19 protein-coding genes are annotated in these 17,900 nt (G+C 43.4%); 18 read left to right on the top strand and 1 reads right to left on the bottom strand.

Features of this window, described 5'->3' with window-relative positions; genetic code table 11:
- Positions 1 to 263: 263 nt before the first annotated feature.
- The 4 genes from potA to potD all read left to right on the top strand — a co-directional run bounded on the left by potA (position 264) and on the right by potD (position 4,192).
- On the top strand, positions 264 to 1,373 hold the full coding sequence (gene potA / locus JK188_RS10245; RefSeq protein ID WP_108479516.1) for a spermidine/putrescine ABC transporter ATP-binding protein PotA: 1,110 nt from the start codon (positions 264 to 266) through the stop codon (positions 1,371 to 1,373).
- Positions 1,360 to 2,223 (top strand): spermidine/putrescine ABC transporter permease PotB, encoded by an 864-nt coding sequence (potB, locus tag JK188_RS10250; protein WP_211886977.1) that lies wholly within the window; start codon positions 1,360 to 1,362, stop codon positions 2,221 to 2,223. The genes potA and potB overlap by 14 nt, the downstream gene beginning before the upstream one ends.
- Positions 2,220 to 3,023 (top strand): spermidine/putrescine ABC transporter permease PotC, encoded by an 804-nt coding sequence (potC, locus tag JK188_RS10255; RefSeq protein ID WP_036949236.1) that lies wholly within the window; start codon positions 2,220 to 2,222, stop codon positions 3,021 to 3,023. The genes potB and potC overlap by 4 nt, the downstream gene beginning before the upstream one ends.
- A 119-nt stretch (positions 3,024 to 3,142) precedes the next feature.
- The gene (gene potD / locus JK188_RS10260) at positions 3,143 to 4,192 is read left to right on the top strand and encodes a spermidine/putrescine ABC transporter substrate-binding protein PotD (protein ID WP_211886979.1); all 1,050 of its coding nucleotides are present in this window, start codon (positions 3,143 to 3,145) and stop codon (positions 4,190 to 4,192) included.
- Positions 4,193 to 4,262: 70 nt separating this feature from the next.
- On the opposite strand, the gene JK188_RS10265 is transcribed toward potD, so the two are convergent.
- Positions 4,263 to 4,820: an NADPH-dependent FMN reductase gene (locus JK188_RS10265; protein WP_211886981.1), complete on the bottom strand. Its 558-nt coding sequence runs from the start codon at positions 4,818 to 4,820 to the stop codon at positions 4,263 to 4,265.
- A gap of 316 nt (positions 4,821 to 5,136) precedes the next feature.
- Between JK188_RS10265 and JK188_RS10270 the strand changes: the two genes are divergently transcribed.
- The 14 genes from JK188_RS10270 to JK188_RS10335 form a co-directional block, all read left to right on the top strand.
- On the top strand, positions 5,137 to 5,709 hold the full coding sequence (locus JK188_RS10270; protein ID WP_036949239.1) for a TetR/AcrR family transcriptional regulator: 573 nt from the start codon (positions 5,137 to 5,139) through the stop codon (positions 5,707 to 5,709).
- A gap of 42 nt (positions 5,710 to 5,751) precedes the next feature.
- Positions 5,752 to 6,594, top strand: a complete 843-nt coding sequence (locus tag JK188_RS10275; RefSeq protein WP_036949241.1) for a transcriptional regulator — start codon at positions 5,752 to 5,754, stop codon at positions 6,592 to 6,594.
- Positions 6,591 to 7,091 (top strand): FidL-like protein, encoded by a 501-nt coding sequence (locus JK188_RS10280; RefSeq protein ID WP_108479514.1) that lies wholly within the window; start codon positions 6,591 to 6,593, stop codon positions 7,089 to 7,091. The genes JK188_RS10275 and JK188_RS10280 overlap by 4 nt, the downstream gene beginning before the upstream one ends.
- A 620-nt stretch (positions 7,092 to 7,711) precedes the next feature.
- Positions 7,712 to 7,990, top strand: a complete 279-nt coding sequence (locus tag JK188_RS10285) for a BMC domain-containing protein (RefSeq protein ID WP_004249182.1) — start codon at positions 7,712 to 7,714, stop codon at positions 7,988 to 7,990.
- A 16-nt stretch (positions 7,991 to 8,006) separates the two neighbouring features.
- The gene (locus tag JK188_RS10290) at positions 8,007 to 8,291 is read left to right on the top strand and encodes a BMC domain-containing protein (RefSeq protein WP_006658500.1); all 285 of its coding nucleotides are present in this window, start codon (positions 8,007 to 8,009) and stop codon (positions 8,289 to 8,291) included.
- Between the two features lie 15 nt (positions 8,292 to 8,306).
- Positions 8,307 to 8,585, top strand: a complete 279-nt coding sequence (locus JK188_RS10295; protein WP_006658501.1) for a BMC domain-containing protein — start codon at positions 8,307 to 8,309, stop codon at positions 8,583 to 8,585.
- Positions 8,586 to 8,654: 69 nt separating this feature from the next.
- Positions 8,655 to 10,292 (top strand): acetaldehyde dehydrogenase (acetylating), encoded by a 1,638-nt coding sequence (locus JK188_RS10300; protein WP_211886982.1) that lies wholly within the window; start codon positions 8,655 to 8,657, stop codon positions 10,290 to 10,292.
- 25 nt (positions 10,293 to 10,317) lie between these two features.
- Positions 10,318 to 10,581 carry a EutN/CcmL family microcompartment protein gene (locus tag JK188_RS10305; protein ID WP_036949246.1) on the top strand — a complete coding sequence of 88 codons (264 nt, stop codon included), beginning with the start codon at positions 10,318 to 10,320 and terminating at the stop codon, positions 10,579 to 10,581.
- Between the two features lie 7 nt (positions 10,582 to 10,588).
- The gene (locus JK188_RS10310; protein ID WP_036949247.1) at positions 10,589 to 11,719 is read left to right on the top strand and encodes a 1-propanol dehydrogenase PduQ; all 1,131 of its coding nucleotides are present in this window, start codon (positions 10,589 to 10,591) and stop codon (positions 11,717 to 11,719) included.
- Between the two features lie 59 nt (positions 11,720 to 11,778).
- Positions 11,779 to 15,210, top strand: a complete 3,432-nt coding sequence (cutC, locus tag JK188_RS10315; protein WP_211886984.1) for a choline trimethylamine-lyase — start codon at positions 11,779 to 11,781, stop codon at positions 15,208 to 15,210.
- 83 nt (positions 15,211 to 15,293) lie between these two features.
- Positions 15,294 to 16,244, top strand: a complete 951-nt coding sequence (gene cutD / locus JK188_RS10320; protein ID WP_211887271.1) for a choline TMA-lyase-activating enzyme — start codon at positions 15,294 to 15,296, stop codon at positions 16,242 to 16,244.
- Positions 16,245 to 16,257: 13 nt separating this feature from the next.
- Positions 16,258 to 16,650, top strand: a complete 393-nt coding sequence (locus tag JK188_RS10325; protein ID WP_211886986.1) for a BMC domain-containing protein — start codon at positions 16,258 to 16,260, stop codon at positions 16,648 to 16,650.
- Entirely contained in the window at positions 16,647 to 17,291 is a 645-nt protein-coding gene (locus tag JK188_RS10330) for a phosphate propanoyltransferase (protein WP_211886987.1), read from the top strand. Before JK188_RS10325 ends, JK188_RS10330 begins: the two co-directional genes overlap by 4 nt.
- A gap of 22 nt (positions 17,292 to 17,313) precedes the next feature.
- Positions 17,314 to 17,900: hypothetical protein (locus tag JK188_RS10335; RefSeq protein WP_211888642.1), on the top strand; the 587-nt coding region annotated here is incomplete at its 3' end.

Below are 17,900 nucleotides of genomic sequence, written 5' to 3' on the forward strand. Positions count from 1 at the left end.
GCACAAAGCTATGAAAAATATGGCTATGTCACTTATTTTTATCATAAATCACTTTTATTTGTTTTAAATTCATAGTGAAAGGCAAACAAAGTGTTGAAAATGGCTTTCAATTTTCATTAACAGTGTTTATTATGCAGCCCTTATTGTTTTATTAAAAATGGCGCTACTGGTTTTGGGCTTTGCTGGGGTTCTCCTGGGGGCTTAACAGTCTTTAACGGTGGCGGTTCTATCTGCATTATTCCTAGGGATAGAGTGTATTATAAATGACTGAGACAACTTCTCTCACACCACTCGTCGAATTAAAATCTTTAAATAAAGGTTTTGATGGCAAACAAATTATTTCTGAGCTTGACCTCACGATCCGAAATGGGGAGTTTCTCACCATTCTGGGGCCTTCTGGTTGCGGTAAAACGACGGTTTTACGTCTGATTGCTGGATTAGAAGATGTGGATGACGGTCAAATTATTCTTGATGGTCAGGACATTACAGATATTCCTGCGGAACAACGTTTCGTGAATACTGTTTTCCAAAGCTATGCATTATTCCCACACATGACCGTATTTGAAAATGTGGCATTTGGTTTGCGCATGCAAAAAACACCCAAAGCGGACATTCAAAAACGGGTGGAGCAAGCCTTGCATATGGTGCAATTGGCGGATTTTGCAGAGCGTATGCCGAACCAACTTTCGGGTGGTCAACAGCAACGCGTGGCAATTGCGCGTGCGGTTGTCAATCGTCCCAAGGTTCTGCTATTGGATGAGTCTTTATCTGCGCTGGATTATAAGCTGCGTAAACAGATGCAAAATGAGCTGAAAGCCTTACAGCGCAAGCTGGGGATTACGTTTATTTTTGTGACTCATGACCAAGAAGAAGCACTGGCCATGTCCGACCGTATCATTGTGATGCGTGAAGGAAAAATTGAGCAAGATGGTACGCCGCGTGAAATTTACGAAGAGCCGAAAAACCTGTTTGTTGCTCAATTTATCGGTGAAATCAATATTTTTGATGCAAAAGTATTGCATCGTATTGATGAACAAAGAATTCGTGCCAACGTTGAAGGGCATGAATGTGATATTTTCACCGATTTACCGGTCACAGAAGGTCAGCATTTAAACGTCTTATTGCGCCCTGAAGATTTACGCGTTGAAGAAGTCAATGACGCTGACAATCACCCTGGGCTGATCGGTTACGTGCGTGAACGTAACTATAAAGGTATGACGTTAGACTCAGTGGTTGAGATGGAAGATGGTAAAATTATTATGGTCAGCGAGTTCTTTAACGAAGATGACCCTGATGTCGACCACTCCCTTAACCAAAAAGTTGCCGTGACTTGGGTTGAAAGCTGGGAGGTAGTTCTGGATGATCATTCGTAAGCATAAAATCTTGCAGAATGTGATTATCACGGGCGTTGTCGCTTGGCTGTTACTCTTCGTCTTTCTGCCAAACTTAATGATCATTGGCACCAGTTTTTTCACGCGCAGTGATACGAATCTGGTGGATCTGGTGTTTACTTGGGACAACTACATCCGTCTGTCAGACCCGATGTATGCCCAAGTGATGCTGCATTCGTTGAATATGGCGTTAATCGCCACTTTCTTCTGCCTTGTGATCGGCTACCCCTTTGCGTTTATTTTGGCGAAGCTGCCTAAGCGCGTCCAACCGCTGATGCTATTTCTGCTAATTGTGCCATTTTGGACCAACTCATTGATCCGTATTTATGGCTTAAAAGTGTTTTTAAGTACCAAGGGGTATTTGAATGACTTTTTGCTGTGGATTGGCATTATCGATAAGCCGCTGAAATTGATGTATACCCCAGAAGCGGTGGTATTGGGCTTAATCTATATCTTATTGCCATTTATGGTGATGCCGCTCTATTCCAGTATTGAAAAGCTGGATAAATCCTACTTAGAAGCGGCGCGGGACTTGGGCGCCAATAAATGCCAAACTTTTGTGAAGATTATTATTCCATTGACCATGCCGGGAATTATTGCGGGCTGCTTATTAGTGTTGCTGCCAGCAATGGGGCTGTTCTACGTGGCGGATTTAATGGGCGGGGCGAAAAACCTGCTGATTGGTAACGTCATTAAGAGTCAGTTCTTGAATATTCGCGATTGGCCGTTTGGGGCGGCAACCAGTATTTTCCTCACGGTGATGATGGGGCTGCTGCTGTATGTGTACTACCGAGCTGCTAAGCTTTTGAATAAAAAGGCGTATGAAGAATGATAGGACGTATTTTGCGTGGTGGCTTTATGACCACCATCTACGCGTATCTTTATATTCCAATCATTATCTTGATTGTGAACTCATTCAATGAATCGCGTTTTGGTATTCAGTGGCAAGGTTTTTCGACCAAATGGTATGAGTTACTGAGCAATAATGACAGCTTGCTTGAAGCGGCAGGGCATTCATTAACCATGGCGGTGCTTTCGGCGACGTTTGCGACAATTATCGGCACATTAACCGCCGTTGCTCTCTTTCGTTATCGTTTTAGAGGCAAGCCATTTGTCGGTGGAATGCTGTTTGTGGTGATGATGTCTCCCGATATTGTGATGGCGATTTCATTGCTCGTCCTGTTTATGATTCTTGGCGTCTCATTAGGTTTCTGGTCGCTGTTATTTTCACATATCACCTTCTGCCTGCCTTTTGTGGTGGTGACGGTATACGCGAGATTGAAAGATTTTGATGTGAAAATGTTGGAAGCGGCGCGGGATCTCGGGGCGGGGGAATTTACCATTTTACGGAAAATCATTCTGCCATTAGCACTGCCTGCGATTGTCGCAGGGTGGCTGCTGAGCTTTACCTTATCAATGGATGATGTGGTGGTTTCTTCCTTTGTGACGGGACCAAGCTATGAAATCTTACCATTGAAAATCTACTCAATGGTAAAAGTAGGGGTCTCCCCAGAAGTGAATGCATTGGCAACGGTCTTGTTGCTGATGTCGCTGGTTTTGGTCTGTTTAAGCCAGTGGGTTATGCGCGATAAACACGGTAAAAACGCCGTCGCGAAGTCATCAAAACGTTAAGTTGTACTTGGTGGGTGTCATTTGGGCACCCAATCTTTCCATGCCATCAGGCGAGAGGGTAGGCTTTAACTGAGCCTATGAAGATAGATAAAAAGCACTTTGTTGAGGGAAAATCAGTGATGAAAAAATGGTCCTATCTGCTAGCCGCAGGTTTAATGGCTGCAAGCATTGGCACGGCAACTGCCGCTGACGATAACAAAAACGTACTGTATTTCTATAACTGGACAGAATATGTTCCCCCCGGTTTATTAGAGCAATTTACTAAAGAGACTGGGATCAAGGTGATTTACTCCACCTATGAATCCAATGAAAGCATGTACACTAAATTGAAAACCTATAAAGAAGGGGCTTACGATTTAGTGGTGCCATCGACTTATTTTATCGGCAAAATGAGCAAAGAAGGCATGCTGCAAAAGATTGATAAGACAAAACTGCCTAACTTTAAAAACCTCGATCCAAACCTTATCCATAAAGAATTCGACCCAAATAACGATTATTCAGTGCCTTATATTTGGGGCGCAACAGGGATCGGAATTAATGGTGATGCGGTTGATCCTAAGTCCGTCACTTCATGGGCAGACTTTTGGAAGCCGGAATACAAAAACAGCTTACTGATGATGGATGATGCCCGTGAAGTGTTCCAAGTGGCGCTGACAAAACTCGGCTATTCCGGTAACACCACTGATCCAAAGCAGATTGAAGAAGCTTATAACGAATTGCAAAAACTGCGCCCAAATATTCTAGCCTTTAACTCAGACAACCCTGCAACCCCGTATATTGAAGGTGAAGTGGATGTCGGTATGCTGTGGAACGGCTCGGCATTTGTGGCAAGACAAGCAGGATTACCGATTGAAGTTGTATGGCCAAAAGAGGGCGGCATTTTCTGGATGGACAGCTTAGCTATCCCTGCTAATGCGAAGAATGCAGAAGGGGCGCACAAGCTTATCGATTTCTTATTACGTCCTGAAATTGCGGCGCAAGTGGCAGAGTCTATCGGTTATCCGACACCAAACTTAGAAGCGAAAAAATTACTGCCTACGGAAATCGCCAATGACCCATCTCTGTACCCATCGGAAGAGGTATTGAAAAAAGGGGAATGGCAAAGCGATGTGGGGAATACTAATATTCTGTATGAAGAGTATTTCCAAAAGCTGAAAGCAGGGCGTTAATATCGATTCTGTTTGGAAATGGTCAGAGGCATCACCTTGGTGATGCCTTTTTGATATATAAAATCAGTGATTAACGCGCACTATTATGGATAACAAATTTGGCAAAGTTATCTGCCCAAGGCTGCAAGAAATCCTTACTTTTTGGGGAAATAGTATCTTGCTCATCCACCATGCCGTCATACCATTTTAAATAACACTCAGGTTGATTCATCGTCGGCATATTAAGAAATGCAAGGCTATTGCGTAAATGTTGTTGGGCAATTGCGGTGCTAATATTACCAATCGAAACCCCTAATACTCCCGCAGGAATACCATCCCATGAGTTATCACCCCAAGGACGTGAACCTTGGTCAATCGCATTCTTTAATACACCTGGCATTGAGCGGTTATATTCCGGTGTTGCGAAGATAATACCGTCTGAGGCTTTGATTTGGCTCTTAAAATTAGCGACTACCGCGGGTACATTTTGATCGGCTTCTTGGTTATAGAGAGGTAAATCGGCAATGTTGATAAATTTAAAGGTGAAATTAGATGGGAATAATTTAGTGATGGCTTTAGCGACTTTTAGATTATAAGAGTCAGCACGTAAACTACCAACAACCACACCGATATTATACTGATTGGACATAATCAAAACCTCTTCTTATGTTGTGAAAATACAACGAATTCGTATATTTTCTTTGGAATAGGAATTTCTTTAATAATTTAGCATAATAAAATTCATTAAAAATAAATTAAGTTAAATTTAATTTTATCCAATTGTAAATTGCAGGAAATTCATTGCGTTATTTGTTTATATTTTCAAATTAACTTTGTGATTTAGGGTGGCTAAAAAAGAATACTGTGACCTCAATTACACTATTCGTATTTAATTCCTCTCAATATTATCTTCATTGATACGAGTCAAAATAGAACATACCGACTGGTCGGTATTATTCATCCCCATGAACACACTCGCGCATCCAAGAAAAAAAGATCCAATCAAACGACAAGAAGAGTTGCTAAAGGCAGCTAGGATAATCGCTGGTCGAGAAGGTATTTCGGCACTTTCGCTGAATGCTGTCGCCAGAGAAGCGGGCGTGAGCAAAGGGGGATTAATGCACCATTTCCCCAGCAAACAAGAACTTATTCATGCATTGTTTATTCAGCTATTAGACATTATGGACGTGCGTATTGCCGCCATTATGGCGAATGATTCCGATCCTTATGGGCGATTTTCTCGCGCCTATTTGCACTACGTTGGCGAGCTTAAAGACTCCGATGAAAGTTTTCAGCTCGCACTTTTATCATTGGCTATGCCCACAGAGCCCGTGTTGCGTAAATGCTGGCGTGATTGGATGTTAGGGCATCTAGCCCAAGGTGATGCATTTGATAATGGCTATTTGGGGGCTTTAGTGCGCTATGCCGCCGATGGACTGTGGTTATCTGCGTTAACGGAAGGTCCTACATTATCGAGCCAAGAGCGTAATGCCATCATTCAGCGATTAACACAAATTTCGTTTGAAGAAATGGGTTAGTTTTCCAAGGGAAAATACGTCTAAACATACAATGAGGCGATAATGAAATATAAAATCAATGCCTTCATTATTTATGATGCTGTTGATGGCACTTTATCTTTAAAAAAAGATGAGGTGGATACTCAGTTGTCTATTACGGCTAATGCACTCTTATTCTATTTGATTCAAAAAAAAGGCGTAGTTTCCCGTGATGAAGTACTTAAGGCGGTTTGGGATGATAATGGTCTGGTTTCATCAAATAGTAATTTAAATCAATATCTCAGCCTGCTAAGGAAAACATTTCGACAATACGGTATTGAAAATATTATTGTCACTGTTGCACGTGGGCGTTTAGAGTTTAATTCTGAGATTTTATTGGAATTACTCGATGAAGAGACGCTCAATACCACTCGCTTATTAAACAGTTTAAGTGAAATACAAAAAGCCGAAGTGGTTCTGGCACCTTCTTTAGAGACTAAACCTACCGAATCTCCTTCTGAAAAATTACCGCATTCATTACCAAAACAGAAACGTGAAGTTTGCTGGTATCTAGCCAGTGCGGCTTTTTTATGTTGCTCCATTTTATTGGCAACGATGAGCTATTTCTCATCTCAGCCCTCCGCACCAATGATTTTGCCAACGTTAGAACATACCAGCTGCGATGTGTTATCTAATGAAAAAATGATTAACGCTTTCGTTGCTGATAACTACGTGCAAAACTTTGATAAAGTTAGAAAAAATTTAAATTTGGCGTGTAATGATAAAGAGCGTTTTGTCTTCTTTTATGGGGATAAATTACAAAAAAATGGTTTAGGGCGTGTCTTTCTCGCCCATTGCGCTGCCAATGAATCCAACCCATTTAGTTATTGTGATAATTATTTTTATTATTCTTGGAAGCCACAATGAAAATATCGGGAAAGCTATTATGTCTCGTGAGTGCGCTGATCTTCGCGTGTGTTGTGATTTATACACAGTCAGTTGTATTGGCCAATAAAAATTCCGGTCAAATGGCGTGTTCAACCAAGGGGATTATGCGTTTTGAGAATATGAAAGATGAAAACGTTAACGGTAATATTCACTTTAATTTTGGGGCGAACGGCGAGGGCTCTATTGTTGTCGAGGGATATACGACCTCCAGCGCTGGATGGCTTTATTTACAACGATATGTCAAATTCAAATACACCAGCAAACGTATTTCGCCAACGGAACAGCACTATAATATTAGCCACTGGGAAGCCAGTGCTTCCTCGATTGATGAATCCCCTAATGTGATTTTTGATTATTTTATGCGGGAAATGTCAGATAGCCATGACGGCTTATTTATCAATGCCCAAAAACTCAATGATAAAGCGCTACTCTTGAGTTCCATTAATTCCCCTTTGTTTATCTGTACGCCTAAATAAGCGGGTGGACTTGATTGATAGTCCATACCGCGTGGGAGCTTACCCACTCATTCATTCCTATTGGTTTACTGGGCAACGTTAACTAACACGTTGATATGATTTTACTGCCTGGCAATCAGTGCTATCACGCGGTGTGCCTCGTAAAACACAGTATTCCCCTTTCTTCTTATATTCTGATCCTCCCATTTCTCATTAGCTTATGGCTCGGGCGTGAGGCAAACCACACTTATTATTGACCAAATTACCTTCTCGCATCAGCTCAATCACATCTTGTTAACCATTCCTCCAATAAACCGGTTATCCGCATTTATGGTTTTTTCTTCCACCAGATAGATACGTGAATTTTCCAGTTTATTAGCATAGAGGTGTGAATTTGCTGTCTGTTGATTATAAATTCTGGATTTTTATTCTAATTATCTTCACTTCATGGATTTATATTTTGTTTTATTTTTTGGGGATTATAGTGATTTTGAAGCCAAAAGCTGCGTTCAATTAATCACCACGCAGACTCAATTGGCATAAATGTTTACTCACAGTTAAGAGGCATCAACGTTCTGGAACATGGCTCTTAGGTGCTGCGGGTAGAGAAAAACGTAACGGCTTCCTTGGAGGAAACAACAATGGGTGATGCATTAGGACTTATTGAAACAAAAGGTTTGGTGGCTTGTATTGAAGCAGCTGATGCAATGTGCAAAGCCGCTAACGTCGAGCTAATCGGCTATGAAAACGTGGGTTCTGGTCTCGTGACTGCCATGGTGAAAGGTGATGTTGGCGCAGTAAAAGCGGCAGTAGATTCCGGTGTTGAATCTGCACAGCGTGTTGGTGAAGTGGTGACATCGTTAGTCATCGCCCGTCCACATAACGATATCAACAAAATCGTGATTAAACATAAAGCATAGCGTTTGCGGGGGAAATATGGGTGATGCATTAGGTCTTATTGAAACACAAGGACTCGTTGCTTGTATCGAAGCAGCTGATGCGATGTGTAAAGCCGCTAACGTGGTGCTGATTGGCTATGAAAATGTGGGTTCTGGGTTAGTCACCGCCATGGTGAAAGGGGATGTTGGCGCAGTTAAAGCGGCAGTTGATTCTGGCGTTGAATCTGCATCTCGCATTGGCACCGTCGTGACTTCTCTGGTTATCGCTCGTCCACATAGCGACATCCAGAAAATTGTCTCTCAGTATAAAGTCGCAGAATAAATAGGAAATTTACTTATGAAAGAAGCTCTTGGCTTAATTGAAACCAAAGGTTTAGTGGCGTGTATCGAAGCTGCTGATGCAATGTGTAAAGCCGCTAACGTCGAGCTAATCGGCTATGAAAATGTCGGCTCTGGGCTCGTCACCGCCATGGTAAAAGGCGATGTGGGTGCCGTTAATGCTGCGGTTGAATCCGGTGTCGAAGCTGCGAAGCGTGTTGGCACCGTGGTGACTTCTCGTGTGATAGCAAGACCACACAATGATATCGGCAAAATTGCGCAGCAGCACAAAGCTTAATCATTAGAAGTATTAGATAAAACAACAAATTAGTAAGTTTAATCTTTTGACTCCGGTACGGGGGAAGACATGGTTGCATTAGATAAAGATCTGCAATCCAGACAACTGGCTAGAGAGCTGGTTAGAAATGCGAAACAAGCGCAAAAAATCTTTGCGACTTTTTCGCAGGAGAAAATCGACAGTATTGTTAAACACATTGCGACAGAATCTGCTCGTCATGCAGAAGAGTTAGCAAAAATGGCGAATGAAGAGACGGGTTTTGGGAAGTGGCAAGACAAGGTCCTGAAAAATACGTTCGCTTCAGTTCGTGTGTATGAACATATTAAAGATCTGAAAACAGTTGGCATCATTAATGATGACAAAATCAATAAAGTTATGGATGTGGGAGTTCCGTTAGGGGTGATCACGGCGCTGGTGCCTTCGACTAACCCAACTTCAACCATTATCTATAAAACATTGATTGCCTTGAAAGCCGGTAACGCAATCGTCTTCTCCCCCCATCCAAACGCGAAAGCATGTAGTTTTAGAACGCTTGATATCGTAAAAAAAGCGGCTCTTGAAGCGGGTGCGCCAGCAGGTATCGTCGATGGCGTGACGATGCTGACACTGGAAGCGACAAAAGAATTAATGCACAGCAAAGATGTTTCTCTCATTCTGGCAACGGGTGGAGAAGGTATGGTACGCGCCGCTTATGCATCTGGCACACCAACAATCAGTGGTGGTCCTGGTAACGGTCCTGCTTTCATTGAACGTAGCGCGGATATCAAAAAAGCAGTCAGTGACATTATTACCAGCAAAACGTTTGATAACGGTGTGATTTGCGCATCTGAGCAATCCATCATTGTTGAACGCTGCATTTACAACGACGTTCACCGCGAATTATTAGCTCAAGGCGCTTACTTCATGAATGAAGATGAAGCGAAACGCATGGCTTCGATGCTACTGAGAGCGAATGGCACGATTAACCCTGAAGTCGTAGGAAAAGACGCGATTACGTTGAGCCAACGTGCGGGCTTTAGTGTTCCTGCTAATACGCGAGTGTTAATTGCGCTACAAGACACCGTCTCACCGAAAAACCCGTATTCACGGGAAAAACTGTGCCCAATCTTAGGCATGTATGTTGAAGAGGATTGGCGCTCTGCGTGCCACCGCGTTGTTGATTTGCTGACTAACGAAGGCTTAGGACACACGCTGGTGATCCACACGCAAAATGAAGATGTTATTCGTCAGTTTTCTCTCGAAAAACCAGTTAACCGTATTTTGATTAATACGCCAGCCGCACTGGGTGGAATTGGCGCAACCACCAATATTACGCCAGCGCTGACATTAGGATGTGGAGCGATTGGAGGTGGTTCTAGTTCTGACAACGTCGGTCCGATGAACTTGCTCAATATCCGTAAAGTCGGTTATGGCGTGCGTTCCATTGATGATTTGAGACAACCCGCACCAGTGAGTGCTCCGGCTTACTCAACATCGCCAATTGCACCGACTGGGCATGGAAATCAAACGTCTGTCAGTATTCTCGATGATGACCGTTTTCGTCAGGCTCAACCAGTAAAAGCTCAGAGTAATAGCACTGCGGATAACCGATTTGCTAATGCAGTGAGTCATGCTGATGTTGTTGAAGCGGTTGCCACTCATGGGGATATCACGGAAGAGAATGTCGAGCAGATTATTAAGGCCGTTCTCGGACGCCTAAATAAGTAATTCATTGAGATAAGGCGGGTAAATCATGATTTTGGCAAAGGTAATTGGACATGTTGTCGCAACGCAGAAATGCCAAGAGCTTAGTGGCAGTAATTTACTGATGATCACGGCGCTTGGGGATGATCTCAAACCGTTGAAGGACAAAACGTATGTTGCGGTGGACAGTGTAGGCGCAGGTATTAATGACCTTGTTCTAGCGGAAGAGTACTTCGCATTGAATAAAGACAAATACAAAGCGATGTCCGTGGTTGCCATTGTTGAAAAAGTGTATCGAGACGGTAGGGAGTAAATAACGCATGAACCAGTTTTTGATTAAACCAAGGGTGCAATTCGGTGCGAATGCTTTGGATTATTTATCTCAGGTTAACGCCCAGCACGCGTTTATCGTAACCGATAAAGCGATGGTGAAATTTGGGTTAGCCGACGAGGTGATTCATCGATTATCTCAACAGGGAATTTCATTTTCTCTGTATGACGATGTCGTGCCTGACCCGGAAATCTCGTCCATCGTAAAAGGCATGAAAATCATGGATAGCCAATATCCAGATTTAGTGATTGCACTGGGCGGTGGTTCGGTGATTGATGCGGCAAAAGCGGTTATTTACTCCCTATGGCATACCCGCCAAGACAGCCATAGAGCCAAACCTCATTTTGTGGCTATTCCGACAACCAGCGGAACAGGCTCTGAAGTCACGTCTTTTTCAGTGATCAAGTCTCACTCTGAGAAGTTGGTGTTGGTTGATGAATTTATGTTGCCCGATGTGGCGATTTTAGACCCTGTTTTAGTGAAGTCAGTCCCTGCCGCTATCACGGCAGATACGGGAATGGATGTGCTATGCCATGCCCTAGAAGCTTATGTTTCACGCAGTGCCTCTGACTTTTCAGATGCGCTTGCCGAGAAAGCTGTTCAGTTGGTGTTTGCTCACTTAATAGATTGCTATCGCGACGGCAGTAACTTAGTGGCTCGTGAAAAAATGCATAACGCATCGTGTATTGCAGGAATGGCATTTACCAACGCATCCCTTGGGATCACCCATAGCTTAGCGCACGCACTTGGCGGCGTGTTCCACATTCCACATGGTCGCGCGAATGCGCTATTGATGGCTCAAGTGGTGGCGTTTAACGCGGGCCTGGAAGGGTGCTGTGAAACCAACGCGGCGAAGCGTTATGCCGATTTAGCCAGAAAACTTAATTTACCCGCTTCAAATATACGTGAAGGCGTTGAGAGCTTAATTATGGCAATCAACGTATTGAAAGATGAAATGAATATGCCGAAAGGCATTCACGCTACAGGCGTCAATGAAACTGATTTTAATGCCCGTTTAGGGGAAATGGTTGGACAGGCGTTACGCGATAGTTGCACTCCGACTAATCCACGGGACGTAAATGAAAAGCAGCTAGAAGCACTGTACAGACAGTCTTTTTAATAGTTAACGCTTTTTATGTGATGAATAACGAACTAGAAAGAACATCAGGAGAGGCTAACATGGCCAAATATGCTTTGACCCCACGTGTAAAAACACTGGCTGAACGTTTAAGTGCTCGCAATTGCTCAATCATTACCGAACGTGCCAACATTCTTGAAACTGTCAGAAATCAATTAACAGGGGCACCTCAAGCGATTAAACCCGCTCAGCGTTTTTATGAGTTTATTCGCAATTTCCCTGCTTTTATTGCACAAGATGAATTGATTATTGGTAGCCAATCTTCAACACCCCGTGGTGCAATTTTCCATACGGAAGATGAAGTACACAGCCAGAGTATTTATGAGTTTTTAGCGGGTGATAGCGCAATCGCCGCACCGGATTATTTAGTCGTTCTGAATGTCGGGTTTGCTGAAATTAAAAATCAGCTAGAAAATCGCGTCAGAAATATTGGCAGCGCCGTTAGCCGTAATAGTATCGATGAAGCAAATAACTGCCGTGCGGCAATTTATGCCTGTGATGCTGCCATCCATTTTGCAAACGCTTTAGCAGTAAGAGCAGAGAATCTTGCGGCCACAGAAGCTAACCCATATCGTCGTGCCGAATTACAAGAAAGCGCGGAAGTATTACGCCAAGTACCTGCAAAACCAGCACAAACCTTTAAAGAAGCTTGCCAAGCGTTCTACCTATTACAACTGATTTTGCATTTAGAAAATGGCAGCTATGCCGTGAACCCAATGGGTTTCGACAAAGCCGTTTATCCATTCTATCAGCGCGACATTGAGCAAGGTCGATTAACTCAACAACAGGCTTACGAGATTGTTGAAAGCTTATGGCTAAAACTGGCTGAGTTGTCAGAAGTGCGTGCAACGCGCGCCATTGATGGTTATCCAATGTTTGATGCACTTAAAGGCGGTGTCTACCTTAATGATCCGCAAGTCTGTATCAACGAACTTTCCGCGATGATGCTTTCTGCTCATGAAAATATCAGCGCAATTAATGCTGGGTTAAAAGTCCGTTTATATTGTGGTCAAGCAAGCTCGCAGCCTCAATATTCTGCGGCTTCAGCCAGTTATGTGGCACCATCGGCTCAGCAAGATAATGAATTCAAAGTGATGGAAGGGCTAACGCCTCGCTTACAGCGTTTGCGTAACCGTTATCTAGAAGCGCGTCCAAGCGTGTCTATCTATCGCGCATTAGCCTTTACCGAAGTGGTGAAGAATAATCCAGGTTTACCGCCGATTTTATTACGTGCAAAAGCGTTCCGTCGTGCGTGTGAAACTGCGCCTATCTTGATTCAGCCTGAAGAGCTGATTGTCGGTCATCCATGTGGTAAAGCGCGAGCAGGTGCATTTTCACCTGATATTGCATGGCGCTGGGTGGTGGACGAGCTCGATACAATGAGCACCCGCCCACAAGATCCATTTGTGATCTCCGAAGAAGATAAAAAAGTGATTCGTGAAGAAATCGCGCCATTCTGGGAAGGTCGTTCTCTGGATGAAATTTGTGAAGCGCAATATCGTGAAGCCGGGGTTTGGGAATTCAGCGGCGAAACCTTTGTGAGTGACTTGTCTTATCACCAAATCAATGGCGGAGGCGATACTTGCCCAGGTTATGACGTATTGCTTTTCACTAAAGGCATGAATGGCATTAAAGCGGATGCTCAGGCAAAACTGGCTGAGTTAAGCATGCAAAATCCAGATGACATCGACCGCATCTATTTCTATAAAGCCTCAATTGAAACCTGTGAAGGTGTGGTGGCTTATGCTCATCGTATTGCTGAACATGCTCGTGAACTGGCTTCTAAAGAGACAGATCAGAAACGTCGTGAAGAGTTACTGACAATTGCTCAAGTGAACGAAAATGTACCGGCGAACCCTCCAAAAACATTGCAAGAAGCGCTGCAAAGTATTTGGACTGTGGAATCCTTGTTTGAAATTGAAGAAAACCAAACAGGATTGTCATTAGGTCGTTTAGATCAATACTGTTTCCCAATGTATGAAAGCGATATTCAATCGGGCCGTTTAACCCAAGACCAAGCACTGGAAATGATGCAGGCGTTTATCATCAAATGTGCGGAATTAATGTGGATGTCCAGTGAGCTGGGTGCTAAATATTTCGCTGGATATCAGCCATTTATCAACTTAACTGTGGGTGGTCAAAAACGCTCGGGTGGTGATGCGTGTAACGATTTAACGTACTTAATTATGGATGCAGTCCGTTTCGTTAAAGTTTACCAGCCATCATTAGCATGCCGTATTCATAACCAATCTCCACAAAAATATATGGAAAAAATCGTGGATGTAGTGAAAGCCGGTATGGGCTTCCCTGCCTGTCACTTTGACGATTCCCATATCAAAATGATGCTGCGTAAAGGCTTTGATTTTGAAGATGCTCGCGACTATTGCTTAATGGGCTGCGTGGAACCACAAAAATCAGGTCGAATTTATCAGTGGACATCAACGGGTTACACCCAGTGGCCAATCGCTATTGAATTTGTTCTGAACCGTGGTCGTATGGTGCTGTTTGATAGCCACCAAGGTTTAGATACCGGGGATCTACGTAACCTGAAAACCTTCGAAGATTTCGATAATGCTGTGAAAGCGCAAATTGCCCATATTGTTCGCCTGTCGGCGATTGGTACGGTCATCAGTCAGCGTGTTCACCGTGATGTCGCGCCAAAACCATTGATGTCTTTGCTGGTGGAAGGTTGTATGGAGAAAGGGAAAGATGTTGCGGCGGGTGGTGCAATGATTAACCACGGTCCAGGGCTGATTTTCTCTGGTCTAGCAACTTACGTTGACTCAATGGCGGCTATTCGCAAAGTGGTTTATGAAGAGGGTCGCTATACCTTAGAGCAAGTGCGTGATGGCCTGCTTGCCAACTTTGAAGGTTATGAAGAGTTACGTCGTGATTGCCTGAATGCACCGAAGTTCGGTAATGATGACAACTATGTCGACCAATATGCATTGGATATTACTGAATGGACTGAACGCGAGTGCCGTAAGTACGACATGCTGTATTCCACATTGAGTCACGGCACATTATCCATTTCTAACAACACACCGATTGGCGAGCTAACCGCAGCGACTGCGAATGGTCGTTTAGCGTGGATGCCGTTGTCAGATGGGATCAGCCCAACTCAAGGGGCAGATAAACAAGGCCCAACGGCAATTATTAAATCCATCAGTAAGATGAACGTGGAAACGATGAACATCGGTATGGTGCATAACTTTAAGTTCTTAAAAGGCTTATTGGATACACCAGAAGGTCGCAATGGGTTAATCACGTTGTTAAGAACGGCATCTATTTTGGGTAACGGTCAAATGCAGTTCAGCTACGTTGATAACGAAATGCTGAAAAAAGCACAGCAAGAACCTGAGAAATATCGTGACTTAATCGTTCGTGTTGCTGGCTACAGTGCTTACTTCGTTGAGTTATGTAAAGAGGTTCAGGACGAAATCATCAGCCGTACCGTGATTGAGAAATTCTAAACCAAATCTGGGTGGGGATAGGCTGCTATTCCCACCGTACATAATAAAAACAATAAGTTTGAAACTGTTTTGGAGATGCAATGATGAACACAGCGGCAGAAATCAGAGGGCGGATATTTAATATCCAGAAATACTCAATTTATGACGGTGATGGCATTCGAACCCTGATCTTTCTTAAAGGATGCAATATTCGTTGCCCTTGGTGCGCTAACCCTGAAGGGCTAAGTAGCCAGTTCCAAGTGATGTTTTCCCACGATAAATGCGTTGGGTGTGGGAAATGTGTGGATGTTTGCCCTGCGGGGATCCATTACATGACCACCAATGAACAAGGGGAAGCAGTCCACCGCGTGAATCGTAGTATTGACTGCATCGGTTGCCGCAAATGTGAGGAAGTGTGCATTTCTGATGCGCTAGACATTATGGGAAAAGATGTCACGGTCTCTGAAATGATGGAGATCATCATGCAGGACTACGATTTTTATATTTCCTCTGGTGGTGGTGTCACGATTGGTGGCGGTGAAATGAGTTTACAGACAGATTTTGCCGTTGAGCTTTTGCGTGAATGCAAAAAAATGATGATCAATACGGCGATTGAAACACAAGGTACAACGTCATTAGCGAATTATGAAAAGTTAGCCGAAGTTGTCGACCTATTCCTGTTTGATGTTAAACATATCGATACCGTTGAGCACAAAAACCTGTTTGGTATTGGTAATGAAAATGTGCGTCGTAACCTCGAAAGATTAATGGAACTAGGGGCAAATGTGGTGATGCGCATACCTTTAGTTCGCGGATATAACGATTCTTTTGATGCAATAACAGGTGCAATTGAATACGCCATGGAATTGTCGAAACGCGGCAATTTAAGTCGAATTGATATTCTGCCTTATCACCAGCTTGGTCGCGGAAAATACGACAAGCTCGACATGATTTATCCCATCAAGAAAGACCCAACCTACAGCGTGGAAGAGTTAGATCAATTAGAGGCTTTCTTTAAAAAATTCGATTTCGATATTCGACTGGTTCGTCACTAAGTAGGAGAGAAAAATGAAAAGTTTAGGCGTCATTGAGACTTACGGGCTGACATCAGCAATACAAGCTGCGGATGCTGCATGCAAAGCGGCGAGTGTCGAGATTATTGGCTACCGTAAAATCGGTTCTGGTTTAGTTTCTGTCTGTTTTCAGGGGGAAATTAGTGCAGTAAGAACCTCCGTTGATCATGGTGCATCGGTTATCAGTCATCAAGACCTATTAAAAGGCACATTAGTCATTGCTCGCCCAGAAGAGCGAGTGATCACCCAGCTGTTATCCGCTAAGAATAAAGCGAGCGAAGAAGAGAACAGTGTTGAAAAACCGGTCGTTGAGGCGCCTGTGACGATGACTGTCGAGACTGCCGCTGTGGAGCCAAAAGCTGACGTGCGTAAAGGGAAAAAATCATGATAAACCAGCAGCTGATGGGAAAAATTCTGTCTCGCTTAGCTATGTCAAACCCAGCCTCAATGATTGATAGTCCCATTGCTATCCCTGTGGGTGTTTCAAACCGTCATGTCCATCTTTCGCAAGAAGATGTTACCGCGCTTTTTGGTGAAGGTTATCAACTGACGCCATTTAAAGATTTGAAGCAACCAGGTCAATTTGCGGCAAAAGAGTGTGTGATGGTGGTTGGACCTAAAGGGTCGATCAGTAAAGTGCGAGTGTTAGGACCAACACGACCAACGACTCAGTTGGAAGTCTCGAAAGCAGATTGTTTTGCATTAGGTATTAAAGCGCCAGTACGTGAATCTGGAGATTTAAACCAATCGGGGAGTGCGCTGTTAATCGGTCCTGCCGGGCACGTTAATCTGTGTGAACAAGTCATTTGTGCTCAGCGCCATATTCACATGAATTTAATGGATGCAAGGTCGCTAAATGTCGCCAATGGACAGCGAGTGTGTGTTCGCACTGAAGGGGAACGTAGCCTCGTATTTGATGAGGTGGTTGTTCGAGTGGATGCAAGGTTTTCTCTGGAATTTCATATTGATACAGATGAAGCAAATGCGGCAGGGTTACGCAACAGTGACAGCGTATTTGTTGTCAGCTAAGGACTAAACGAGCGGTGGCAATATGAACGAAAAAATGATTGAGCAGATAGTGTTACAGGTACTGCAACAGCTGAAACGGCGAGTATTGGTGTTATTGTCCCCAAGCCAAGACTATCAACAGGCGGTTTATCAGCGTTTGTTGCAGTTACCTTCAATGTCTTTTTCTTTCTATGCCACCAAGGAGATGCTAACGCAATCGACGATCAATCAATGGAAAGAAATTGGGCAATGTTTTGATATTCATACCTTTAATATGGAAAAGCTCGCAGAGTTTCATGGGGTTTTTCTCCCTTTTATAGGAACTAAGGCACTGAATGAAGTCGTGAATGGGTTGGCAATCAGCGAAGAGAGCGAAATTATCATCCAAACACTTTCTCGAAATATTCCTATTATGGCATTGAAATATCATTGCTGCCCTGACAGTGATTTGAACCAAATATTAGGTTTGAATAAAAATGAACATTATAACCGCCTTATTAAAGAGAATATAAATAAGGCTATCTCATTAGGTATTCAATTCGATACATTTAATAATATTGAAAATAAAATGCTCATTAAAAATGATGAGATATCGAGTGAAAATAAAATAAACCAGAATCGCTATATTAC

This window comes from Providencia sp. JGM181 (assembly GCF_018257375.1).
GTDB classification, from domain to species: Bacteria; Pseudomonadota; Gammaproteobacteria; order Enterobacterales; family Enterobacteriaceae; genus Providencia; species Providencia lanzhouensis.